This window comes from Candidatus Thermoplasmatota archaeon, from assembly GCA_018814355.1.
Classification (GTDB): domain Archaea; phylum Thermoplasmatota; class Thermoplasmata; order UBA10834; family UBA10834; genus COMBO-56-21.
Genome location: JAHIZT010000120.1, coordinates 15,082 through 31,882, shown reverse-complemented (window position 1 = coordinate 31,882; position 16,801 = coordinate 15,082). Strand labels below are relative to the sequence as shown.

18 protein-coding genes are annotated in these 16,801 nt (G+C 55.3%); 8 read left to right on the top strand and 10 right to left on the bottom strand.

Going from position 1 to position 16,801, the window contains the following annotated elements; translation table 11 throughout:
• Positions 1-44 precede the first annotated feature (44 nt).
• The gene (locus tag KJ653_08880) at positions 45-923 is read right to left on the bottom strand and encodes a hypothetical protein (GenBank protein ID MBU0685941.1); all 879 of its coding nucleotides are present in this window, start codon (positions 921-923) and stop codon (positions 45-47) included.
• Positions 924-1,048: 125 nt separating this feature from the next.
• Here KJ653_08880 and priS point away from each other — a divergent pair, with 125 nt between their 5' ends.
• Both priS and KJ653_08870 read left to right on the top strand, forming a co-directional pair.
• Positions 1,049-2,281 carry a DNA primase catalytic subunit PriS gene (gene priS, locus KJ653_08875; protein ID MBU0685940.1) on the top strand — a complete coding sequence of 411 codons (1,233 nt, stop codon included), beginning with the start codon at positions 1,049-1,051 and terminating at the stop codon, positions 2,279-2,281.
• Between the two features lie 38 nt (positions 2,282-2,319).
• On the top strand, positions 2,320-3,171 hold the full coding sequence (locus KJ653_08870; GenBank protein ID MBU0685939.1) for a hypothetical protein: 852 nt from the start codon (positions 2,320-2,322) through the stop codon (positions 3,169-3,171).
• 2 nt (positions 3,172-3,173) lie between these two features.
• Here KJ653_08870 and KJ653_08865 read toward each other — a convergent pair whose 3' ends face one another.
• Positions 3,174-4,019: a radical SAM protein gene (locus KJ653_08865; GenBank protein MBU0685938.1), complete on the bottom strand. Its 846-nt coding sequence runs from the start codon at positions 4,017-4,019 to the stop codon at positions 3,174-3,176.
• Between the two features lie 114 nt (positions 4,020-4,133).
• Between KJ653_08865 and KJ653_08860 the strand changes: the two genes are divergently transcribed.
• From KJ653_08860 to ftsY, 3 genes are read left to right on the top strand one after another with little or no spacing between them, the layout of a single operon-like run.
• A complete protein-coding gene (locus KJ653_08860; protein ID MBU0685937.1) occupies positions 4,134-4,367 on the top strand; it encodes a 50S ribosomal protein L18a in 234 nt (77 codons plus the stop codon).
• An 11-nt stretch (positions 4,368-4,378) separates the two neighbouring features.
• Positions 4,379-4,810, top strand: a complete 432-nt coding sequence (gene pfdA / locus KJ653_08855) for a prefoldin subunit alpha (protein MBU0685936.1) — start codon at positions 4,379-4,381, stop codon at positions 4,808-4,810.
• An 8-nt stretch (positions 4,811-4,818) separates the two neighbouring features.
• Complete coding sequence (gene ftsY, locus KJ653_08850; GenBank protein ID MBU0685935.1) at positions 4,819-5,784, top strand: signal recognition particle-docking protein FtsY; 966 nt, start codon at positions 4,819-4,821, stop codon at positions 5,782-5,784.
• On the opposite strand, the gene KJ653_08845 is transcribed toward ftsY, so the two are convergent.
• The 4 genes from KJ653_08845 to KJ653_08830 all read right to left on the bottom strand — a co-directional run bounded on the left by KJ653_08845 (position 5,781) and on the right by KJ653_08830 (position 10,361).
• Entirely contained in the window at positions 5,781-7,019 is a 1,239-nt protein-coding gene (locus tag KJ653_08845) for a M20 family metallo-hydrolase (GenBank protein MBU0685934.1), read from the bottom strand. The genes ftsY and KJ653_08845 overlap by 4 nt on opposite strands.
• Positions 7,020-7,094: 75 nt before the next feature.
• Positions 7,095-8,270, bottom strand: coding sequence for an acetyl-CoA C-acetyltransferase (locus KJ653_08840; protein ID MBU0685933.1), 1,176 nt, complete (start codon positions 8,268-8,270; stop codon positions 7,095-7,097).
• A 73-nt stretch (positions 8,271-8,343) separates the two neighbouring features.
• Positions 8,344-9,669, bottom strand: coding sequence for a tRNA(Ile)(2)-agmatinylcytidine synthase (locus KJ653_08835; protein MBU0685932.1), 1,326 nt, complete (start codon positions 9,667-9,669; stop codon positions 8,344-8,346).
• A gap of 8 nt (positions 9,670-9,677) precedes the next feature.
• Positions 9,678-10,361 carry a hypothetical protein gene (locus KJ653_08830; protein MBU0685931.1) on the bottom strand — a complete coding sequence of 228 codons (684 nt, stop codon included), beginning with the start codon at positions 10,359-10,361 and terminating at the stop codon, positions 9,678-9,680.
• Between the two features lie 112 nt (positions 10,362-10,473).
• Between KJ653_08830 and KJ653_08825 the strand changes: the two genes are divergently transcribed.
• Entirely contained in the window at positions 10,474-10,884 is a 411-nt protein-coding gene (locus tag KJ653_08825) for a DUF3198 domain-containing protein (GenBank protein ID MBU0685930.1), read from the top strand.
• Position 10,885: 1 nt separating this feature from the next.
• Here the strand turns inward: KJ653_08825 and hflX are convergent, their stop codons facing one another.
• Entirely contained in the window at positions 10,886-12,208 is a 1,323-nt protein-coding gene (hflX, locus tag KJ653_08820) for a GTPase HflX (GenBank protein MBU0685929.1), read from the bottom strand.
• 407 nt (positions 12,209-12,615) lie between these two features.
• Between hflX and KJ653_08815 the strand changes: the two genes are divergently transcribed.
• Positions 12,616-13,851 carry an ORC1-type DNA replication protein gene (locus KJ653_08815; protein MBU0685928.1) on the top strand — a complete coding sequence of 412 codons (1,236 nt, stop codon included), beginning with the start codon at positions 12,616-12,618 and terminating at the stop codon, positions 13,849-13,851.
• Positions 13,852-13,854: 3 nt separating this feature from the next.
• Here the strand turns inward: KJ653_08815 and KJ653_08810 are convergent, their stop codons facing one another.
• The 3 genes from KJ653_08810 to KJ653_08800 all read right to left on the bottom strand — a co-directional run bounded on the left by KJ653_08810 (position 13,855) and on the right by KJ653_08800 (position 16,096).
• Positions 13,855-14,988 (bottom strand): zinc ribbon domain-containing protein, encoded by a 1,134-nt coding sequence (locus KJ653_08810; GenBank protein MBU0685927.1) that lies wholly within the window; start codon positions 14,986-14,988, stop codon positions 13,855-13,857.
• Positions 14,989-15,075: 87 nt separating this feature from the next.
• Complete coding sequence (locus KJ653_08805) at positions 15,076-15,363, bottom strand: hypothetical protein (GenBank protein MBU0685926.1); 288 nt, start codon at positions 15,361-15,363, stop codon at positions 15,076-15,078.
• Positions 15,364-15,514: 151 nt separating this feature from the next.
• On the bottom strand, positions 15,515-16,096 hold the full coding sequence (locus KJ653_08800) for a hypothetical protein (protein MBU0685925.1): 582 nt from the start codon (positions 16,094-16,096) through the stop codon (positions 15,515-15,517).
• Positions 16,097-16,157: 61 nt separating this feature from the next.
• On the opposite strand from KJ653_08800, the gene KJ653_08795 reads away from it, so the two are divergent.
• The gene (locus KJ653_08795) at positions 16,158-16,715 is read left to right on the top strand and encodes a cytidine/deoxycytidylate deaminase family protein (GenBank protein MBU0685924.1); all 558 of its coding nucleotides are present in this window, start codon (positions 16,158-16,160) and stop codon (positions 16,713-16,715) included.
• Positions 16,716-16,801: the final 86 nt, after the last annotated feature.

Below are 16,801 nucleotides of genomic sequence, written 5' to 3'. Positions count from 1 at the left end.
TAAACCTTTGGAACGATGGCCAGCATACTCGTCGAGGCGGCGGTTCATGTCTGAGAATAATACTCCTTCTTGGCCCTGAGCTCTTTCCGTATCTTCTCCTTCTTGATCAGGGCGTCGATGGCTTTCGCGAGCTGTTCCCTGGGCAATTTCGCGATCCTGACGAGGTCCTTTAAAGAGATGCCGTCCGAATTGATGGAGGCATAGACCCTCTCCTCGGCTTCGTCCTGGTCCATCGCGGGCACCACTTGCAGAGCCTTCCTCACGGGCGGTGCAGGCGGAGGTATCAGACAGTAGATTTCCACGGAATCCCGCTGAACACGCCGTGCGCTCTCGGACGAAATGAGCCGCCCGAGCGAGAGGGTGACCGTATCCTCCGAATAGCCCGTCACGGACATGATCTGCCTCAGGGTCTTCCCATTCTCATCAAGGAGAGCGAGAATCTCACCGTCGATCTGGTTGTCCGGGACACGCTTGTCCTTCACCACTGACAGGTGGTTCAGATGTGTCCTCAAGAATTCCTTGCTCGCAGCCTTGAAATGAGCGAGATCCTTCTCTAGGAGCTCCTCGAGCTCGGAGACATCGAGGCCCATGTCACGCCATCGTTCCAGCTTGGCCTTGTACAACGATTTCTTCAGCTCGATCGGCTTCTGGTCCACGTAGTGTATGATCTCGTGCCTGCTCCTGGCCACGGAGGCCGCTTCGGCATCGGTGCGGGTTGTGAGTGTGTATCTAACGTTCGAGCCTTTGAGCGCGAGATGTATCTCCTCGAGCTTGTCGAACAGCCTCTCATCATCTTCCAGATCCATCTCGAAATCGTAATCGCCTACGATGGGGACAGCACCCATCCTTCTCATCCGTTCGATGATCTGCTTGGGCGATTCTCCCTCGCTGCTCAGCTCGACGCGAATGTATGTCTTGATCATCAGATACCCACGCTGGCAACGCTGATGGAGCTGGGGCCTTTTTATTGTTTCTGATGCTATCGGATACGTGTAGTGGTCGGGCAGATGTGAGCTTAATATACAGGTCAGTCACATGACTCGGCAGGATGCCTTCGGACGAGTCAGTGCGATTCGTAATGGATAGGTTCTCCAAGTACTACAGGGAGACCGCGCTTTTCATGCCGGAGCGTTTCTCGAAAAGGGAATTCGGATTCATGTTCTTCGACAGGCAGTTCGTCATGAGGCACCTGGGTTTCCCGACAAGGGCTGCGCTCAAGAAATACCTAGTAGAGCAGGCGCCCTCACACGTCTACTACTCGTGTGCATACTATGAGAAACCGAACGCGCCGACCATGGTGGAGAAAAAGTGGCAAGGCGCAGACCTCATCTTCGACCTCGATGCGGACCACGTCGAGGGCGCCCAGAACCTTCCCTATGAAGAGATGCTGAAGAGGGTGAAGCAGGAAGTCATTCGGCTAATCGACGAGTTCCTTCTGGGCGATCTCGGATTCGACCACGACGAGCTAAGGATTGTCTTCTCCGGTGGTAGGGGCTATCATGTCCACATCAACAGCCCGAGGGTGATCAAGCTCTCGAGCCACGAGAGGAGGGAAATCGTGGACTACGTCACAGGGACCGACTTGGACATGGACTGGGTATTTCCGGCGACCGTGTTCGAGCTCGGGAGATTCAAGGACCGGGTGGGCTCAGATCACAAGCGGACCATGCCGGCTCTCGATGAGGGCGGGTGGAGGGCGCGGATAAGGAGGGGGATCGATGCGCTCTTGGTGGATCTTGAAAGCGTGCCTCGAGCAGATGCGACTTTGAGACTGCAGACCATGGTTTCGGAATCGAAGAGGGACATAGGCAAGAAGACGATTGATGGACTCTACAAGGACCTGTTCACCGGTCCTAAGGGGAAGCGAGGGGTTGACAGGATGCGTTCTGACAACACATTCGAGATATTTTCTGAGAAGAGGCATGCGGACGCGTTCATCGATATCGTAGAGATGAAGGTCAAGATGAAGATGAAGGGAGAGACCGACGAGCCAGTGACATCCGACATCAAGAGACTGATAAGATTGCCGAGCTCGCTCCACGGAAAGACGGGGTTCAAGGTCGTACCTCTTGAAAGGGAGGAGCTTGACAAGTTCGACCCCTTCAGAGATGCGGTCCCCGAAGCATTCGGCGATAGGGATGTCCATGTGATCCTCGAGAAGCCAGCTGAGCTCCGCCTCAGAGACCAGACGTTCTCTTTGGACGCCGGAAAGAGCGCAGTGCCCGAATTCGCAGCTGTCTACCTAGTGTGCAGACGGCTGGCTTCAATCGAGAACCACTAGCAAAACTATTTATCAAGACCTCGTCATTTAAACAATCGATGCCAGCATCAGGAAGGGTCCTCGAAGATTCTATCAGGCTAAGCAGGATCAGGAGGATCAAACTGACCCTTTACATCGTTCAGGCAGTGATGCTGATAGCCCTGGGGTTTCTCCTAATATTCGTGGTCGGTGGAGCGACCCTGAAGCCACATCTGTATGTGCCGCTCGACTCGTTCTTGGCGGTCCTTGTCCTTCTTCTGCTGATCATCTGTCTTGAGAGTTTCTTCTTCAGGATGCTGGAGATCAAGTTCGCGAGGAGCTCCAGCGCGCGGCACCTGATGGCCAAGAACTCGATGAAGAGGGCGGTCCTTATTGCAATAGTGGCGGGGATCGCTGCCATGGTTCTGGCGGTCCCTTCCATAGTGAATGCAGTCGAGAGCTCGGTCCAGCAGAGGATTGTAGTAAGCCCGGGCGTGGAACCTCCCAGTTTCTACTCATCCGATATCATGAATCTGGTCAAGACGAACGAGGTGGATGTGACTGCCGCGAAACAGGTCGAGGTCTATCTCCTGGAAGACAAGATCTTCTCAGACTATTGGGAGCCGAACAGTCCAGAATCGATGAACCTCATGTCCTCCTACCGGCTGAATAGAGAGAATTTCGAAGTCCTAGAGAACCAGGTTCTGGTGATCGAAGTGCCCTATTCTGGCTTTGTTTTGTACCACCTAGTTCTGAACGACATGGAAAACCCGAACACGAGCATCAGGGTGGATGTCGTGAAGGAGCTCTCGGGCACATTCACGGGAATCATCTCTCTGCTGATGAGCGCTTTCGTCGTGACCAACATCGCATGGGTCACCTATCTCATCCCCATCGAGCGCAAGTATGGGGCAAGCTCGATTTACAAATGAGATCAGACGAGCGAGCAGCAAACGGACCGCTTCTTGATGGTGTAGCCCCCACTCTTCAGTCTTTCGACGGTACTCGAAGCGGGCAACACGATCCCGTTCAGACCCGCCTCCACGAAATCGAACTCTGAGGACCTGTCAAGCTTGGACCGCATGCAGCCGAGCAACAGCTTCGTGTCGGGCAAGTCGGCCCTAGCCTTCCTGATTACGGACAGGACCATGTCCTTGCTGGGAGGAGAAACCGAGTCATACTCGGTGTCCTTGTTGGGGATGAGCGATATCAATATGAGGACATCTAGCTCGACTTTCTTCAGTCGCTCGATGGCCGCGTTCTCGCCCCCGAGACGACCACCATGGATGCCGACACATATGTGCGGAGCGACAACACTCGCTCCTGACCTTTGGAGGGCCTCAACGACTCCTATGTAGTCCTCCGGACAAGCGTTGAGCCCAAGCACTTCGTGGATGGTTTCCTCCGAGCCATATACATCTACGGAGAAGGAATCGATCCCGCACCTGACAAGCCGCTGGATCTCGTCAAGCGGCGTCAGCCCGATGTGCGCATTCACTCTGAGATCGGTCGTGCTCTTGATCTCTTCGATCGCCTCCGCGAAGTCGACCATTCTCACCTTGCCCGAGCTGTCGAATCCTCCACTGAGCAGGAAACCTTGCGCTCCGCGCTCGGCAAGCGCCTCGGCCACCTCCATCAACTCTCCGGGAGTTGTAGCCGAAACCATCCCCTCGAGATACTTTTTGGAGCAGTGTTTGCAGTTGAGGGCACACGACCGCCCGGTGACGGATATCGCCGGGAAGCTACTTCCTGGATAGAAACAGTCGATGGTCCTATGCACAAACAGTTCTCATTGTGGCCATCGGTTATGAAGGTTGCGCATCACCGGGTCAGCAGGCCGGTGTCCCGGCAAAAGCTTTATCTGAAGTGCTATCTCTAGGGCGGGCTGGTCCAAATGAAAGCTTTCGAAGTCAGCGGCGAATTCGTGATGTCGCGCCGCAAGTGGCAACCGTTCACGCTCGAGGTTGCAGCTGTGGATGAGAAGGCCGCTATCGAGAAGACTATGGCGCTGATAGGGAGCAGGCACAAGATGAAGCGCAAGTTCATCAAGATCTCCGGCGTGAAATCACTCAAGGCAGCAGAGGTCTCCGACCACGCGGTGAAACATCTGCTGGAGGCGAAGAAGTGAATCCGAAGCAGATGCCAACAGAGCAGGAACTCAGAGACAATTACGTCATGATGGAGACCGCTAAGGCCCAGCTTGAAGGACTGGCAAAACAGCAAGAGTTGATACAGCTGGCAGTAGAGGAGCACGTCCGGGCACGAGAGACCATCAAGCAGATGGCTCAGGGGAACCCCGGAGATGATATCCTTGTTCCGTTGGGGGCTGACTCTTACATTCATGCGAAGATATCGGACAACAGGGACGCCATCGTGGGCGCCGGCTCTGGTGTGTCGATCAAGAGGGAGCCCGACGAGGCAGAGAAGATACTTGACTCGAAGATCGATGATTTGTCCCGCGCGTTCAAGTCCATCTCAGACAAGGCCGCCGAGACGGAGGCATTGGTCCAGGAGCTCACACAAAGGGTCCAAGACCAGATGGAGCTTCTTCAGTCAGCTGGAAAGGCTTGAGGGCGATCATGTTCAAAGGTCTCAGAGAGAAGTTCTTCTCCGTTTCTCACGAGGCCAAAACCAAATCGATCGATTACATCTCAGAAGTTGTTGACGAGTCAGGGCGAAGGTTGAGGGAGGGAGTTCTGGACGGCCTCTTGCATGACCTGGAAATCGGACTTCTGGAAGCAGATGTTGCCCTTCCAGTCGCCGAGGAGCTCACCAAGAGCGTCAAGGAATACCTGCTTGGAAAGAGTATAGACAAGGCCTTCGACATCGAGGATGCCGTCAAACTAGCACTGAAGGCCGCGGTGAAGGGAGTGCTCGCTGGCCAGACTTTGGCTCTTACCGACAAGATCAAGTCGAAACCGCCGCCGTTCGTGATCATGTTCGTGGGCATCAACGGCGGAGGAAAGACGACGGCGATCGCCAAGTTGGCATACAGGATGCAGAAACATGGCCTGAGCTGCGTCCTCGCTGCAGGAGACACATTCAGAGCTGGAGCTATCGAACAGCTGACATTGCACTCAGAGAAGCTCGGGTGCAAGATCATCAAACACCAGGAGGGGAGCGACCCCGCAGCGGTCGCCTACGACGCCATAGAGCATGCCAAGGCTAGGAGGAAGGACATCGTGCTCATCGACACGGCGGGGCGCATGCAAACAAACACGAACCTGATGGACGAGATGAAGAAGATCCGGAGGGTCGCGAAACCGGACCTCGTATTCTTTGTGGGAGACGCTCTTGCCGGGTCCGACGCCGTCGAACAAGCGAAGAGGTTCGACGCCGCAGTTGGCATAGACGCTGTCATTCTCACGAAGATAGACGCGGATGCCAAGGGCGGTGCGGCATTGTCGATTGCGAAGACCATCGGGAAGCCAATAGCATATGTGAGCATCGGTCAGGAGTACGATGAATTCAGGAAGTTCGACCCCGACTGGATGGTGGAACGAATCTTCGGCGACAAGCAGTCGATGGCCGCCCAGGACCTCTAAACGTTCTTCACGTTCTTGCCTGCGAACAGAAGTGCATACACCTTCGTGTCGGCTACGAGGTCTTCGATCTTGGCGTATTCGTTCGCGTCGTGCGCAGTTCCGGGTATGGTCGACCAAACAACCGCATCGATCCCGGCTCGCCTGAACGGTGCTGCACATGTGCCTCCACCCACTCCAATCGGGTGCGGCTTGATGCCTCTGACCCTCTCTACGGCCTTTGAGAGCCTCTTGACGATCTCGGCATCGGTGGCCGTCCTCGGAGCGGCATCCGCCCTCTGAAGGAAGGATATGTTGATCTTCGCTCCTGTCGATTTCTCGAACTTCTTTGCGATGTGCCGAAGCTCCGACGAGACATCATCCAGACTGTATTCAGGCAGCACTCTGAAATCGAATGCAAACACCAGCTTCCCGGGGACAGTGTTGATGTTCAGGCCATTGGCTTCGCACTTCGTCGGAACGAACGTGCTCACCGGCGGCTCGAACAGCGGATTCTTGATAGGGAATCTCTTCCGAAGAGAATCGACCGCTGCGATCATATATCGGGCGGCGACCTCGAAGGCGTTTATGCCTTCGTCTGGGGTGCTGCTGTGCGTCTGCTTGCCGATGACTTCGACATTCAGCCATGCTATGCCCTTCTCAACGATGGATATCGCGTCTCCATCCGGCTCACCATGGTCGGGCACGACGACCAGGTCACCCTTCTTGAAAACTCTCTTGGGGATGAGGAAATCGATCCCATGTACGTTCCCATGCTCCTCGTCAGATACGAAGACCAAGCCTATGTTGCACTCGGGAGTCACGCCCTTCTTAACGAGGGTGGCGAGTCCGAACAGGGAAGCCATCAGTTCCTGTCCGTTGTCCTCGGAGCCTCTCCCGTAGATCCTGCCCTTGACGATCTTCGGTTCGTACGGAGGATATTTCCAGGCACTCAAATCCCCCTCTGGAACGGTGTCCATGTGGGTCACTACCCACATGTTCTTGGAGGTGGCTCCTTTCACCCGCACGATGATGTTCAGCCTCTTGCCCTTCAGGACGCTCGGGTCGCTCGATTCGAGAACCTCGATGTCTTTCAGGCCAAGGCCCCTCGCCAGGTTCACAAGGAATTTGCCTCTCTCTGCCTCACCTGGGCCGCCGTTCTCAGGTCCAACTGCAACATGCCTAATCATAGAGCAGAGGCTCTCGACGATCTTGCCCTTGTCCTCTGCGACGGCATCCATCAATTCCTTTGCGTCCATTGCATCATTCCGCGGATGATATGGGCGGGGGTAGACCGTTCCCCCATATGTTGGTTTTGAGTGGACCCTGATAGACTACCGCTCCACAAGCATCGCTACTGCGTTCCCGCCGCCGAGGCAGAGCGTGGCTATGCCGCGCCTTGAGCCGTGCGCGCGCATGGCGTAGATGAGGGTGGTGAGAACTCGCGCGCCGCTGCACCCTATCGGATGACCGAGGGCGACAGCGCCGCCGTTGACGTTGAACTTGTCCTCGGGGATCCCGAGGACCTTCATGATCGCAACTGATGCGGTAGAGAACGCCTCGTTGTGCTCCCAGAGGTCGATGTCCTTGACCTCGAGCCCGTTCCTCTCCAGTAGCTTCCTGACTGCGTGTATGGGCGCCTCCATCAGGAGCTCTGGCTTTACGCCTGAGGTGACGTAGTCCACGATCTTTACGAGAGGTTTGATCCCTCTCTCCTTCGCGAGCTCGGAGTCCATGACGACAACCGCTGATGCGCCATCATTGATGCTCGACGAGTTCCCGGCAGTGAGAACACCATCGTTCTTGAAGACGGGCTTCAGCTTGGCAAGGGCCTCAAGAGATGTGTCCTCTCTTGGACCCTCGTCGACTGAGAAGATCGAGACCTCCTTCTTCAAAGGAAGCTCGACATGAACAATCTCTTCCTTGAACGCCCCCGATTTGATCGCCGCAACGGACTTCTGGTGGCTCCACAGGGCGAACTTATCGGCATCGGCCCTTGTGACGCCGTTTCTCTGGGCGACGATCTCGCCCGTGTTGCCCATGTGATAGTTGTTGTAGACCTCCCAGAGGCCGTCCCTCACCATCGAATCCACGAGCGACGAGTCGAACAACTTGTAGCCGAACCGGGCTTTCTCTAGAAGATACGGAGCATTGGTCATGTTCTCCATGCCGCCCGCGACGATTGCCTTTTCCTTGCCCGCGAGTATCGCGTCCGCGGCGAGCATGACTGCCTTCAGACCGGAGCCGCAGACCTTGTTGATCGTCAGCGCCGCAACCTCATCCGTCAGGCCACCCCAAAGGGCCGCCTGTCGCGCGGGATTCTGTCCGAGCCCGGCAGTGATGACGTTTCCCATGATGCATTCTTCGATGTCCTTTGGTTCGATCCTAGCCCTTCGCACGGCTTCTCTGACGGCTATCGCACCGATCTTCGGGGCGCTCAGGTCCTTGAGGGCGCCGCCGAACTTGCCGACGGGCGTTCGGGTAGCGCTTACAATGACTGCTTCCTTCATCATCCATCACACGCCCAGCACCCGATAACCATGGTGCTGCCGATGCCTGGGCTGATGATTTGCCTGAGCGTATTTATAGATTGTCTATGTTCACCCTCGACATTCGCCGTAGTGGTTTGTGAAGGTGGCGACGCGAGGCGACAGGGGGCTCGAACCATCCTTTCCCGATCTTCCGATCGAACTTCTGGAACTTCGCAGCGGACTCACTAGCTTTCTCGCCACACCTCTTGCACCGGTAGCCTTGGCCTGAACCCATGGATCCCATGCTCTTCTTGCACTTCTTGCAAACGGGGTTGTGCACCTTCCTGACGTCTTGGACCAGTCGGTTCACGATCATCTTCTCCACATTCAGACTCCTGGGTTCCTTCCTCACAGATCCGAAGAGGACGACATCGTCACCTGGAATAAGCTCGCGAGCCACCTCTCTGAATCCCTTGGAGGGTTCGTAGAACGCGGCGTCCATCTCGTCGCCGTCCGAAACCCTCACGATCACGTGGCCTCCCGGGATAGTCACTGGGACTGCGGCCACGCGGACGTGGATTCGAGCCGATCCCCACGGCCTGAGATCGGAGACGCGCCTGCGGACAATGTGATCCTCCGTCGCCTGATTGGTCAGGAACAGGAGCCATTTGTCCGACCGTTCCCCCCTGATCATCCTCCTGGCCTTCAGCAGCTCCTCCGCCGAATCGCCCCTTATCCCGAAGAGGATGGGACATGGGGAACCTGGCGCTATTGCGATGTGGCCGTTCTCGTAGTCATAGTTGTTGAAAGTCATTCGCGTTGACTTGTCCATGGCGATGACGCTCTTCGGAGCGATCTGCCTGGGGGTCCCGACCATGGTTGGCAATCTGTATGCAATGACTTCCCAAGTCCGGTCTTTCGGCCGCCACGACATCGCCGCAGAGGCGCCGATCACCCCGCGGCCGGACTTGTACTTCTTCCAAACAGCTCCGCACGATCTGAGTGTGGATTCGACTTCCTTGAGGGACACGACCTCCCGGACGGCTCTCCAGTAGAGTGACGGTGGAGGCCTGGTATTGGATGACACAATCCCTGGGTTTGTCTTTTCGCACTCGAATCTAGCGACCCTCTCTACCACCTTAGATGCGCGGCGGAGGATATCTTCTGGCTCGGCCGGCCTTCCGCGCTCGTAATACTTCAGAGAGGTGCCGTCGAGGTTGCCGCACACCCTGCCCTTGCCGGCAGCATGCCCGAACGAAAGGCATATGGCGGCGTTCCCCCTGGTCTTCCAAGGGATGTTTGGGTTCAGCCGTACAAGCCGAGGAAGGCCCATCAAATCGTAGTCGGCTAGTGCCTCGATGACCAGGGTAGCCAGGTATGTAGTGCACATCCCGTCAGGTGCATCTGTGTCATCGAAGGCGAGCAACGTGGATGCCACGGAAACGCTCATCGCTGGACGTCCAGAAAAGGGTTGTCATGGGCAATTGATATGGAGCCAGCATCGATGTAGAAGCCCATGGAGTTCGAATCGAACCTTAGGATCCCTCCGACCATGACCTTCTTCGACATGAGGCGCGAGACGTCCTGTCCGCCGCTCCGAAGCGATATGCTATGATCCATGTCCGAGTCAAAGAGCCGAAGAGTCTCGTTGGAGGTATCTGCCGCAAGGAACCCACATATGCGGAACTCGTCCCCTTGGAACAGCAACCAGTTCCTCGACAGTATCTCAACGGTGAGGACGTATTCGGATGCCCTCATCAGATTGATACGATCGCTGCTGCAGTACATGATGGATAAAACCCTCGAATTGGATACCTCGCCCAGAACGCGAATCTCGTCCCCGATGTCGACATAGCTGCTGGGCTGTGGCCTGATGCCGGGCGAACTGATGACCTTGAGAACGGCTCCGTCAGTATCATCAGTGAGCAAGAGCGCCTCGGCTCCGCTGTCAAAGACGCGGATGTCCACGAGGATCCCGGAAGTGGAGGCTTCCTGACCGTCGTCCAGCAACGATACCTCTGATATCCGTACGGATGGCGCAGACGATGCCGATGCAAGGAGGACCATTGCGCCGAGGAGAACTGAAAGCAGTGCCGCTATCTTCCGTGTGTCAATTACGCTGATTCGCACACACCGACATCCTGTCGTTTTGTTCATGTGAGCTAGGATTACATGTAGCGAACGCCAAAAGACACAAAACCATTTTAACAGGTTACCGTTTTATCGGGACTCAGGTGTGAGTTTGTCAAAGAGCTTCTTGACGGAATACAGGCTCGAGCTTGGGAGCCTCCTGGCTCTTTTGTTCGGCTTCCTCACCATCGTCAGCATAGTGGGAGTGCTTGCGCTCCACGCAGAGGCCCAGGAACCACCGCAAACGGTCCCCTCGTACCTGCTTCCAATCAAGAATTACCTCTCAGACCCGTTCGGGACCTGGGTCTACTGGCTCGTGGTAGCTGCGCCGATCGGCCTGGTGGTGTGTGCCTGGTGGGTCTACGACTATGTGAAGAAGATCAGAGAGCTGGCTGGACTCGTTGACACGTCGAGCAAGGCCAAGTTCGTCAGGAACATGGATGACATCGAATACCTGGCTTGGTCCTTGCCGAAGAAGTTCGAGGATCATGTCATTGAGAAGAAGAAGGAGTTCAAGCTCTGAGTCAGTGGAGGGGGACCCCTTCGCTTCCGGTGGAAACCGATTCGCCTTGGTTGGCACCCTCAGAGGCGTTCGTGCGCAGTTCGGCTCTGATTGCTCCGATTGTCCTCAGGTGGCCCATGATCTTGTCCGATTCTTCTGGCTTGCATCGAATCACGACCTTGACCGAGTCCTTCAGAATCATCTGTGATACGTCAGCCTTTGTTCGGAGTCTGGACAAGAAGCCGAAGACCTCGTTCGTCAACGGAACAATCGCTTCAATCACGGATGAGTAATCTTGAATACTGGCAATCCTCTCTTTGAGCATCTCTAGACCTTCGTCGGTCAACGAGGAAACCATCACGAGCTCATAAGGTCTAATCATTGGAGTTACAAACGAGCGCATCTCTTTCACTCTCTCTTTGGAGATGAGGTCGGTCTTATTGCCAACGACTACCAACTTCCTGTTTTCGATGTTTGGAAGGAGGATGTTAAGCGAAGTTGACAGTTTCATCTCAACAGTGCTTCTGTCTTCGCTTGAATCAAAGACTAGGAGGATCAAATCGGCATAGAAAATCTCCTCCAGCGTCGAGTTGAACGCATTGATCAGATCTGGAGGAAGGTCCTTGATGAACCCAACGGTGTCGCTCATCAGCATGTTCCCATGGACCCCTTTGATTCGTCTGGTAGTTGTAGCAAGAGTGGAGAATAGGCGACCATCGACTTCAACGCTCGCTGAGCATAACCTGTTCATCAAGGCGGATTTCCCAGCGTTGGTATACCCGGCAAGAGACACGAGAGAATACCCCTTCTCTCTTCTCTTCGTTCGAGTGATTTCCCTTTGCTTTGATAGCTCCTCAAGATCCTCCTCAATCCGTCTAGTATGGGTTTTCGCATGCTGGAAGTACACATCCGTAGCGTAGGCTCCTCCTGCCAAGAATCCAGGCCTCTCGCCGCTCTTTGCTTTGTGTATCCACTCGCGAAGGAAGGGGAGCTCATATCTGAGCTTGGCCAGAGTGACTTGAGCGATTGCCTCTTGCGTGTGTGCATGATCAGTGAATATCCTGAGAATCACTCCCAGCCTGTCAATACACTCCTTCTGGAACTTCATCTCCAAGAAATGGTGTTGAGAGGGTTTGAGGACTCCATTCACAACAATCAAGTCGACGTCCATCGACTTCATCTCGTCAAATATCCCGTCGATTCTACCGGGACCGAGGAACCCTGTCCTATGAGCAGCAGTTCGCCTCTGAACATATTCCTTCACGACTCCGATATCTATGTTACTCAGAAGCGATCGTATCTCTTCTGTCTCTTCACTGGTGGCAAATATCACCGCGTTCTTCATGTGTGCCAAATGCTTAGGGTCTTTCGGGAGATAATGGTATTTGCCGACGATTCCCGGCAGTTTATGGGGCCGGGAAACCCCGGGTTCCGTTGGAGGCCCACTCAATTGCCCGCCAGAGCTCGTCGAAATTCAGTTCCACCGGAAGCGAAGGGGTCCCCCTCATGAAATGCGCACGCTTGTGCATCCAAACCTTTTATTCTGACCACTCCATTCTCCATTCTTACTGGCTCAAACAAATCTCGAAAATATCCGGGCTGCGGAAAAAATGATATCTCACAATAAAATTAACGCTTAAGTAGCCTCTATTGCATTCCATAATCCCCTCTGTTTCAAGTGGATTCCGAGAGCGGCTTCCATAGGAAACCAAGGGGGGGAAAGGAGCCTTTTTGCTTCAGCGGGGGACGGAGATGCAGGATACTATATTCCAGCGATATGTCAGCTCGAAGACTATCTTCAAAGGGGACAAGGACGTCCTGAGGTCATCGTATATCCCAGGCGTGTTGCCTCATAGAGAAGAGCAGATCAATCAGCTGGCATCTATCCTCGTCACAGCACTCGAAGGGCAGAGGCCCTCCAACGTCTTGCTGTTCGGGAAGACCGGCACCGGCAAGACGGCGTGCATGAAATACATCGGCAAGGAGATAGAGCGCGCCACAACAGACCTGAAGAGGGTCCACTTCATCTACATGAACTGCGAGGTCATCGACACACAGTACGGAGTCCTGCAGAACATCGGGAACAGGTTCATCGAGAACTTCGAGGAGAAGATCCCGTTCACAGGTTGGAGCACCGAGCGAGTATACAGCATCCTCAGAGAGAAGATCGATCAGGAGAAGCGCGTGATTGTGATCGCTCTCGACGAGATAGATCAGCTAGTATCCAAGAGCGGGGACGACGTCCTCTACCACCTGTGTAGGATCAACGACGACCTCAAGAACGCGAAGGTGAGCGTGATCGGCATATCTAACGATCTCAGGTTCATGGAATTCCTGGACCCCCGAGTGAAGAGCTCCCTGAGCGAGGAGAAGATGGTGTTCCCACCGTACAATGCGGAGCAGCTGAAGGACATCCTGGAGCAGCGCTGCAAGGTTGCATTCGAGGACGGGGTGCTCGAACCATCCGTCATCCCGCTCTGCGCCGCCCTCGCGGCACAGGAGCACGGAGATGCTAGGCGCGCACTCGATCTCCTGAGGGTAGCAGCCGAGATCGCCGACCGGAGTCATGTTCCCGTTGTCACGGAATCAGATGTCGTCAAGGCTAAGAACAAGATCGAGCTGGATTGCGTCACCGAGGCCATACGGACATTGCCCGTGCAGTCAAAGCTCGTCCTGATGGGCGTGCTGCTCAACAACGAGCGGGGCGACAGCAAGTTGACAACGGGCGACCTGTACGAGACTTACAAGGAGCTGTGCCAGTGCACGTCGATGGCCATTCTCACACAACGCAGGATCACTGACCTGATTTCGGAGCTCGATATGCTCGGGATAATACACGCCCGTGTGAAGTCCTTCGGAAGGGGGGGGAGAACGAAGGAGATCGAGCCGAGCGTGCCCGTGGTGGAAGCACGGACGATCCTGGAAGAGGACGAGATACTGAATCAGCTGAAGAACTATAAGCTGCGGTGCCAGACAACTCTGATGTGAGCTCTAGGGCCGTTTCGGGGGTTCCTCGGTTTTCTCCCACTTCTTCTCGGGCTCGATGAACACGGCGCCGCAGCCAGGGCAGGATTTGGCGTCCACGCTGACAAGAGTATTGCAGGCAGGGCACTGGAACATCTCCGCGCCCTCCTCGGCGAACGCAACTCCACATTTCGGACATTGGGTCGCGGTAGCTTCGATTGAAGTACCGCACTGAGGACACTCGAAGTGCTCGGCCGCAGCCGCCGCTCCCTCATTCTCTTCATCTTCCTCTGTGGACCCTGTAAGCAGGCCGACTCTCTTCTTGGCGATCTTGCGTCTCTCGATGATCGTCATCGAGATGTCTATCGCTATCGGTATGACGACTATAGCGCCCAAGGCGATCCACAGATTCGTCACACTGTTCGGGGGCGCAGGGCTGCCAAGTGAATCAGTGGTCCAGAGCTTGAGAAGACCGAACCAAGGGATCTCCCCGCGTGCCTTGCCAACGATCCACGTGAGGTCGACAGGCTCGCCCCTGGCGTACTGGTCAGTCTGTGAGTTGTGGTCACCCTTCGTGATGAACCCACTTCTGTGCGATGATATCATGTTCCCTATGTCGACTGCGACCGTGAGATCCTTGTAGCCGACGTGGGTGATTGACAATGTGCTCGTGAGCCTATCCCAAGTGTCTGCAGCATCTGCCGTCCACCACCTGTCTGATGGTGCAGAGCTCAACGACTCCGACCTGTAGCTCTGTCCGTCAGCGTTGATCTCGAGATAGATGATGGCCCTGTGGATGATGGGGGTGATCGTGTCGGATCCGCCTCTCTTGTAGATGACGACGTCCCCGTAATCGCCGTAGGTCTTGTGCCCGGACGACAGCCCATCGACGTAAGTTTCTACCTCAGAAACCTTGTCGACCTTCTTGACGAGCACAAGGTCGCCGGTGTCTATTGTGCCGATGTGGCTAAGGTTGTCCTCTCCGTGCATCATGCTGTTCGACTCGACGACGACTAAGGGCGGCCAGAGGCCGGTGTACGCGAACATCGCGAGAAGCACAAGAATGACGAATAGCAGTGCCACACCCGCGTCCCGCAAGAACAGGATCACACCCCTGTACTTGGTGCGTGCCCGATTGTCAGGCTCTTCCTTATCAGCCACGGCGCTCAGAGAGGGAGGCGGGTATAAAATAAATATGGTGTGATCTGGCCTTGAAGAAAGGGTGCTAAGGGGTTTAGTTCGATGAGATCAGCCCATACATGGGCAGCGGTCCTCATCGTAGTCGTAGGTGTGGTTCCGGTCGTAGTCCATGGGGCACATGCCAGGGCTGCCAGAGTTCTGATACTGATATCCGGAGCCCCATTGATGCATGTTGCCGGCCATCATTCCAGACCCGCCACCCATCATGCCATTGTCGGTTCCAGACCTGGTCTGCGAACTGTAGACGCTCGCGCCTGTCGATGATGCGACTGCGAGGCCTGCAACTGCGAGGACGGCTCCGACCGCTATGACTGCAAAGAGCACTGATGTCTTCATCCTTGTTTCACCTCCGTATTCTTTCGGGTTCTATGTACCCAGAGTGTCTGAGATCACCTTTGGGTGAAATGGTATAAGGACGTGTGCTGAAAACCACTCGAAACGTTTTCACTTTTCTGAAAAGCAGACGAAAAGGCTCAGTCCCCGGAACTCACCCCGGCTTAACCCTTACCTTGTTCGTCGCCCCATGCCTCTCCTTTGTGACGACACCCTTTTGCGAGAGGCGGTCCAACAGGCGAGAGACCTTCGCGTTGGACATCTTGGTCCGGACAATTAATTCCTTCTGGAGCGCCTCGCCGCCGGAATCCATGATCGCCTTGAACATCGTCCGTTCGTCCCCGGACAGGAGCCTCAGCACCAGGTACTCCCTGGCCATCGCTTCGTCTGCGCCCACTTCGCGCGTCTGGGCGTGCGACTGTTCTTCCGTCTCTGTCTTCTTCTCCTCCTCGGGGGCCACGCGTATTCCACTTGCCGGAGGTATGAGGGGCATCAGGTTCGGCGGCAGAGGTTCATACTCTTGCCACAGGATCATAATCATCAGAGCAAGGACGATCAAAGCCGATGATATCGCGATGAGGCCCACATTGCCGGAGCTGTAGCTCGTGTGGTTGCCCCACATGCCCATGTGGTCAGTGCTGTCCGTGTCAGTCTGAGGCGTCAGCAGCGCATACGCCAGTATCACGACGGCGACTGCGACTATCACGACTGCAAGTATCTTCATTCGTTTGCTCATATTCCGCTCTCGATGGTCATCTCAGTTGTACCAAGCTATTTCTAGGCTTCCCCACTCCTGAATGGTCCATCTGGTCTGCGCCCATGGACAGAAAGTTAGAAATGCCACAAGAGGCTTGGGTCCGGCGAGGGTGCGCTTGGTCGAGCAGAGGAACTCCAGGATCTCGAAAGATCATTATTTCATGAACATCGCCATCGAGGTCGCCCGCAGGAGCACATGCACTAGGAGGCAGATAGGCGCAATCATCGTAAGCGATGTTGGTGAGATCAAGAGCACGGGTTACAATGGGAACCCACGCGGACTGCCGCATTGTCACGAGATTGGATGCATCAGAGACAAGCTTGGAATCCCTTCGGGCACCAGGCTCGAGACGTGCACGGCTGTTCACGCGGAACAGAATGCCCTCATCCAAGCAGGAACGAACTCGCGCAGATCCACACTTTACTCCACGATCGTTCCTTGCCCAATATGCGCGCGCATGATACTGAACGCGCAGATAGCTCGTGTGGTGTTCATAGATGACTATTCCGATCTGACAGGCGTTGAGCTGCTCAAGCAGGCCGGGATCAAGCTCACGCGCCTGGATAAGAAGAGCTTCGCGGACAAGTTGAAGAAGTAGGTCCGTTGCCTTCTCTAGCAAATGTCGTTAACTGTCGGAATAGCGACCAAAGAAGTCGAAAATGTCAGACCCCGTAGCCTATTTAT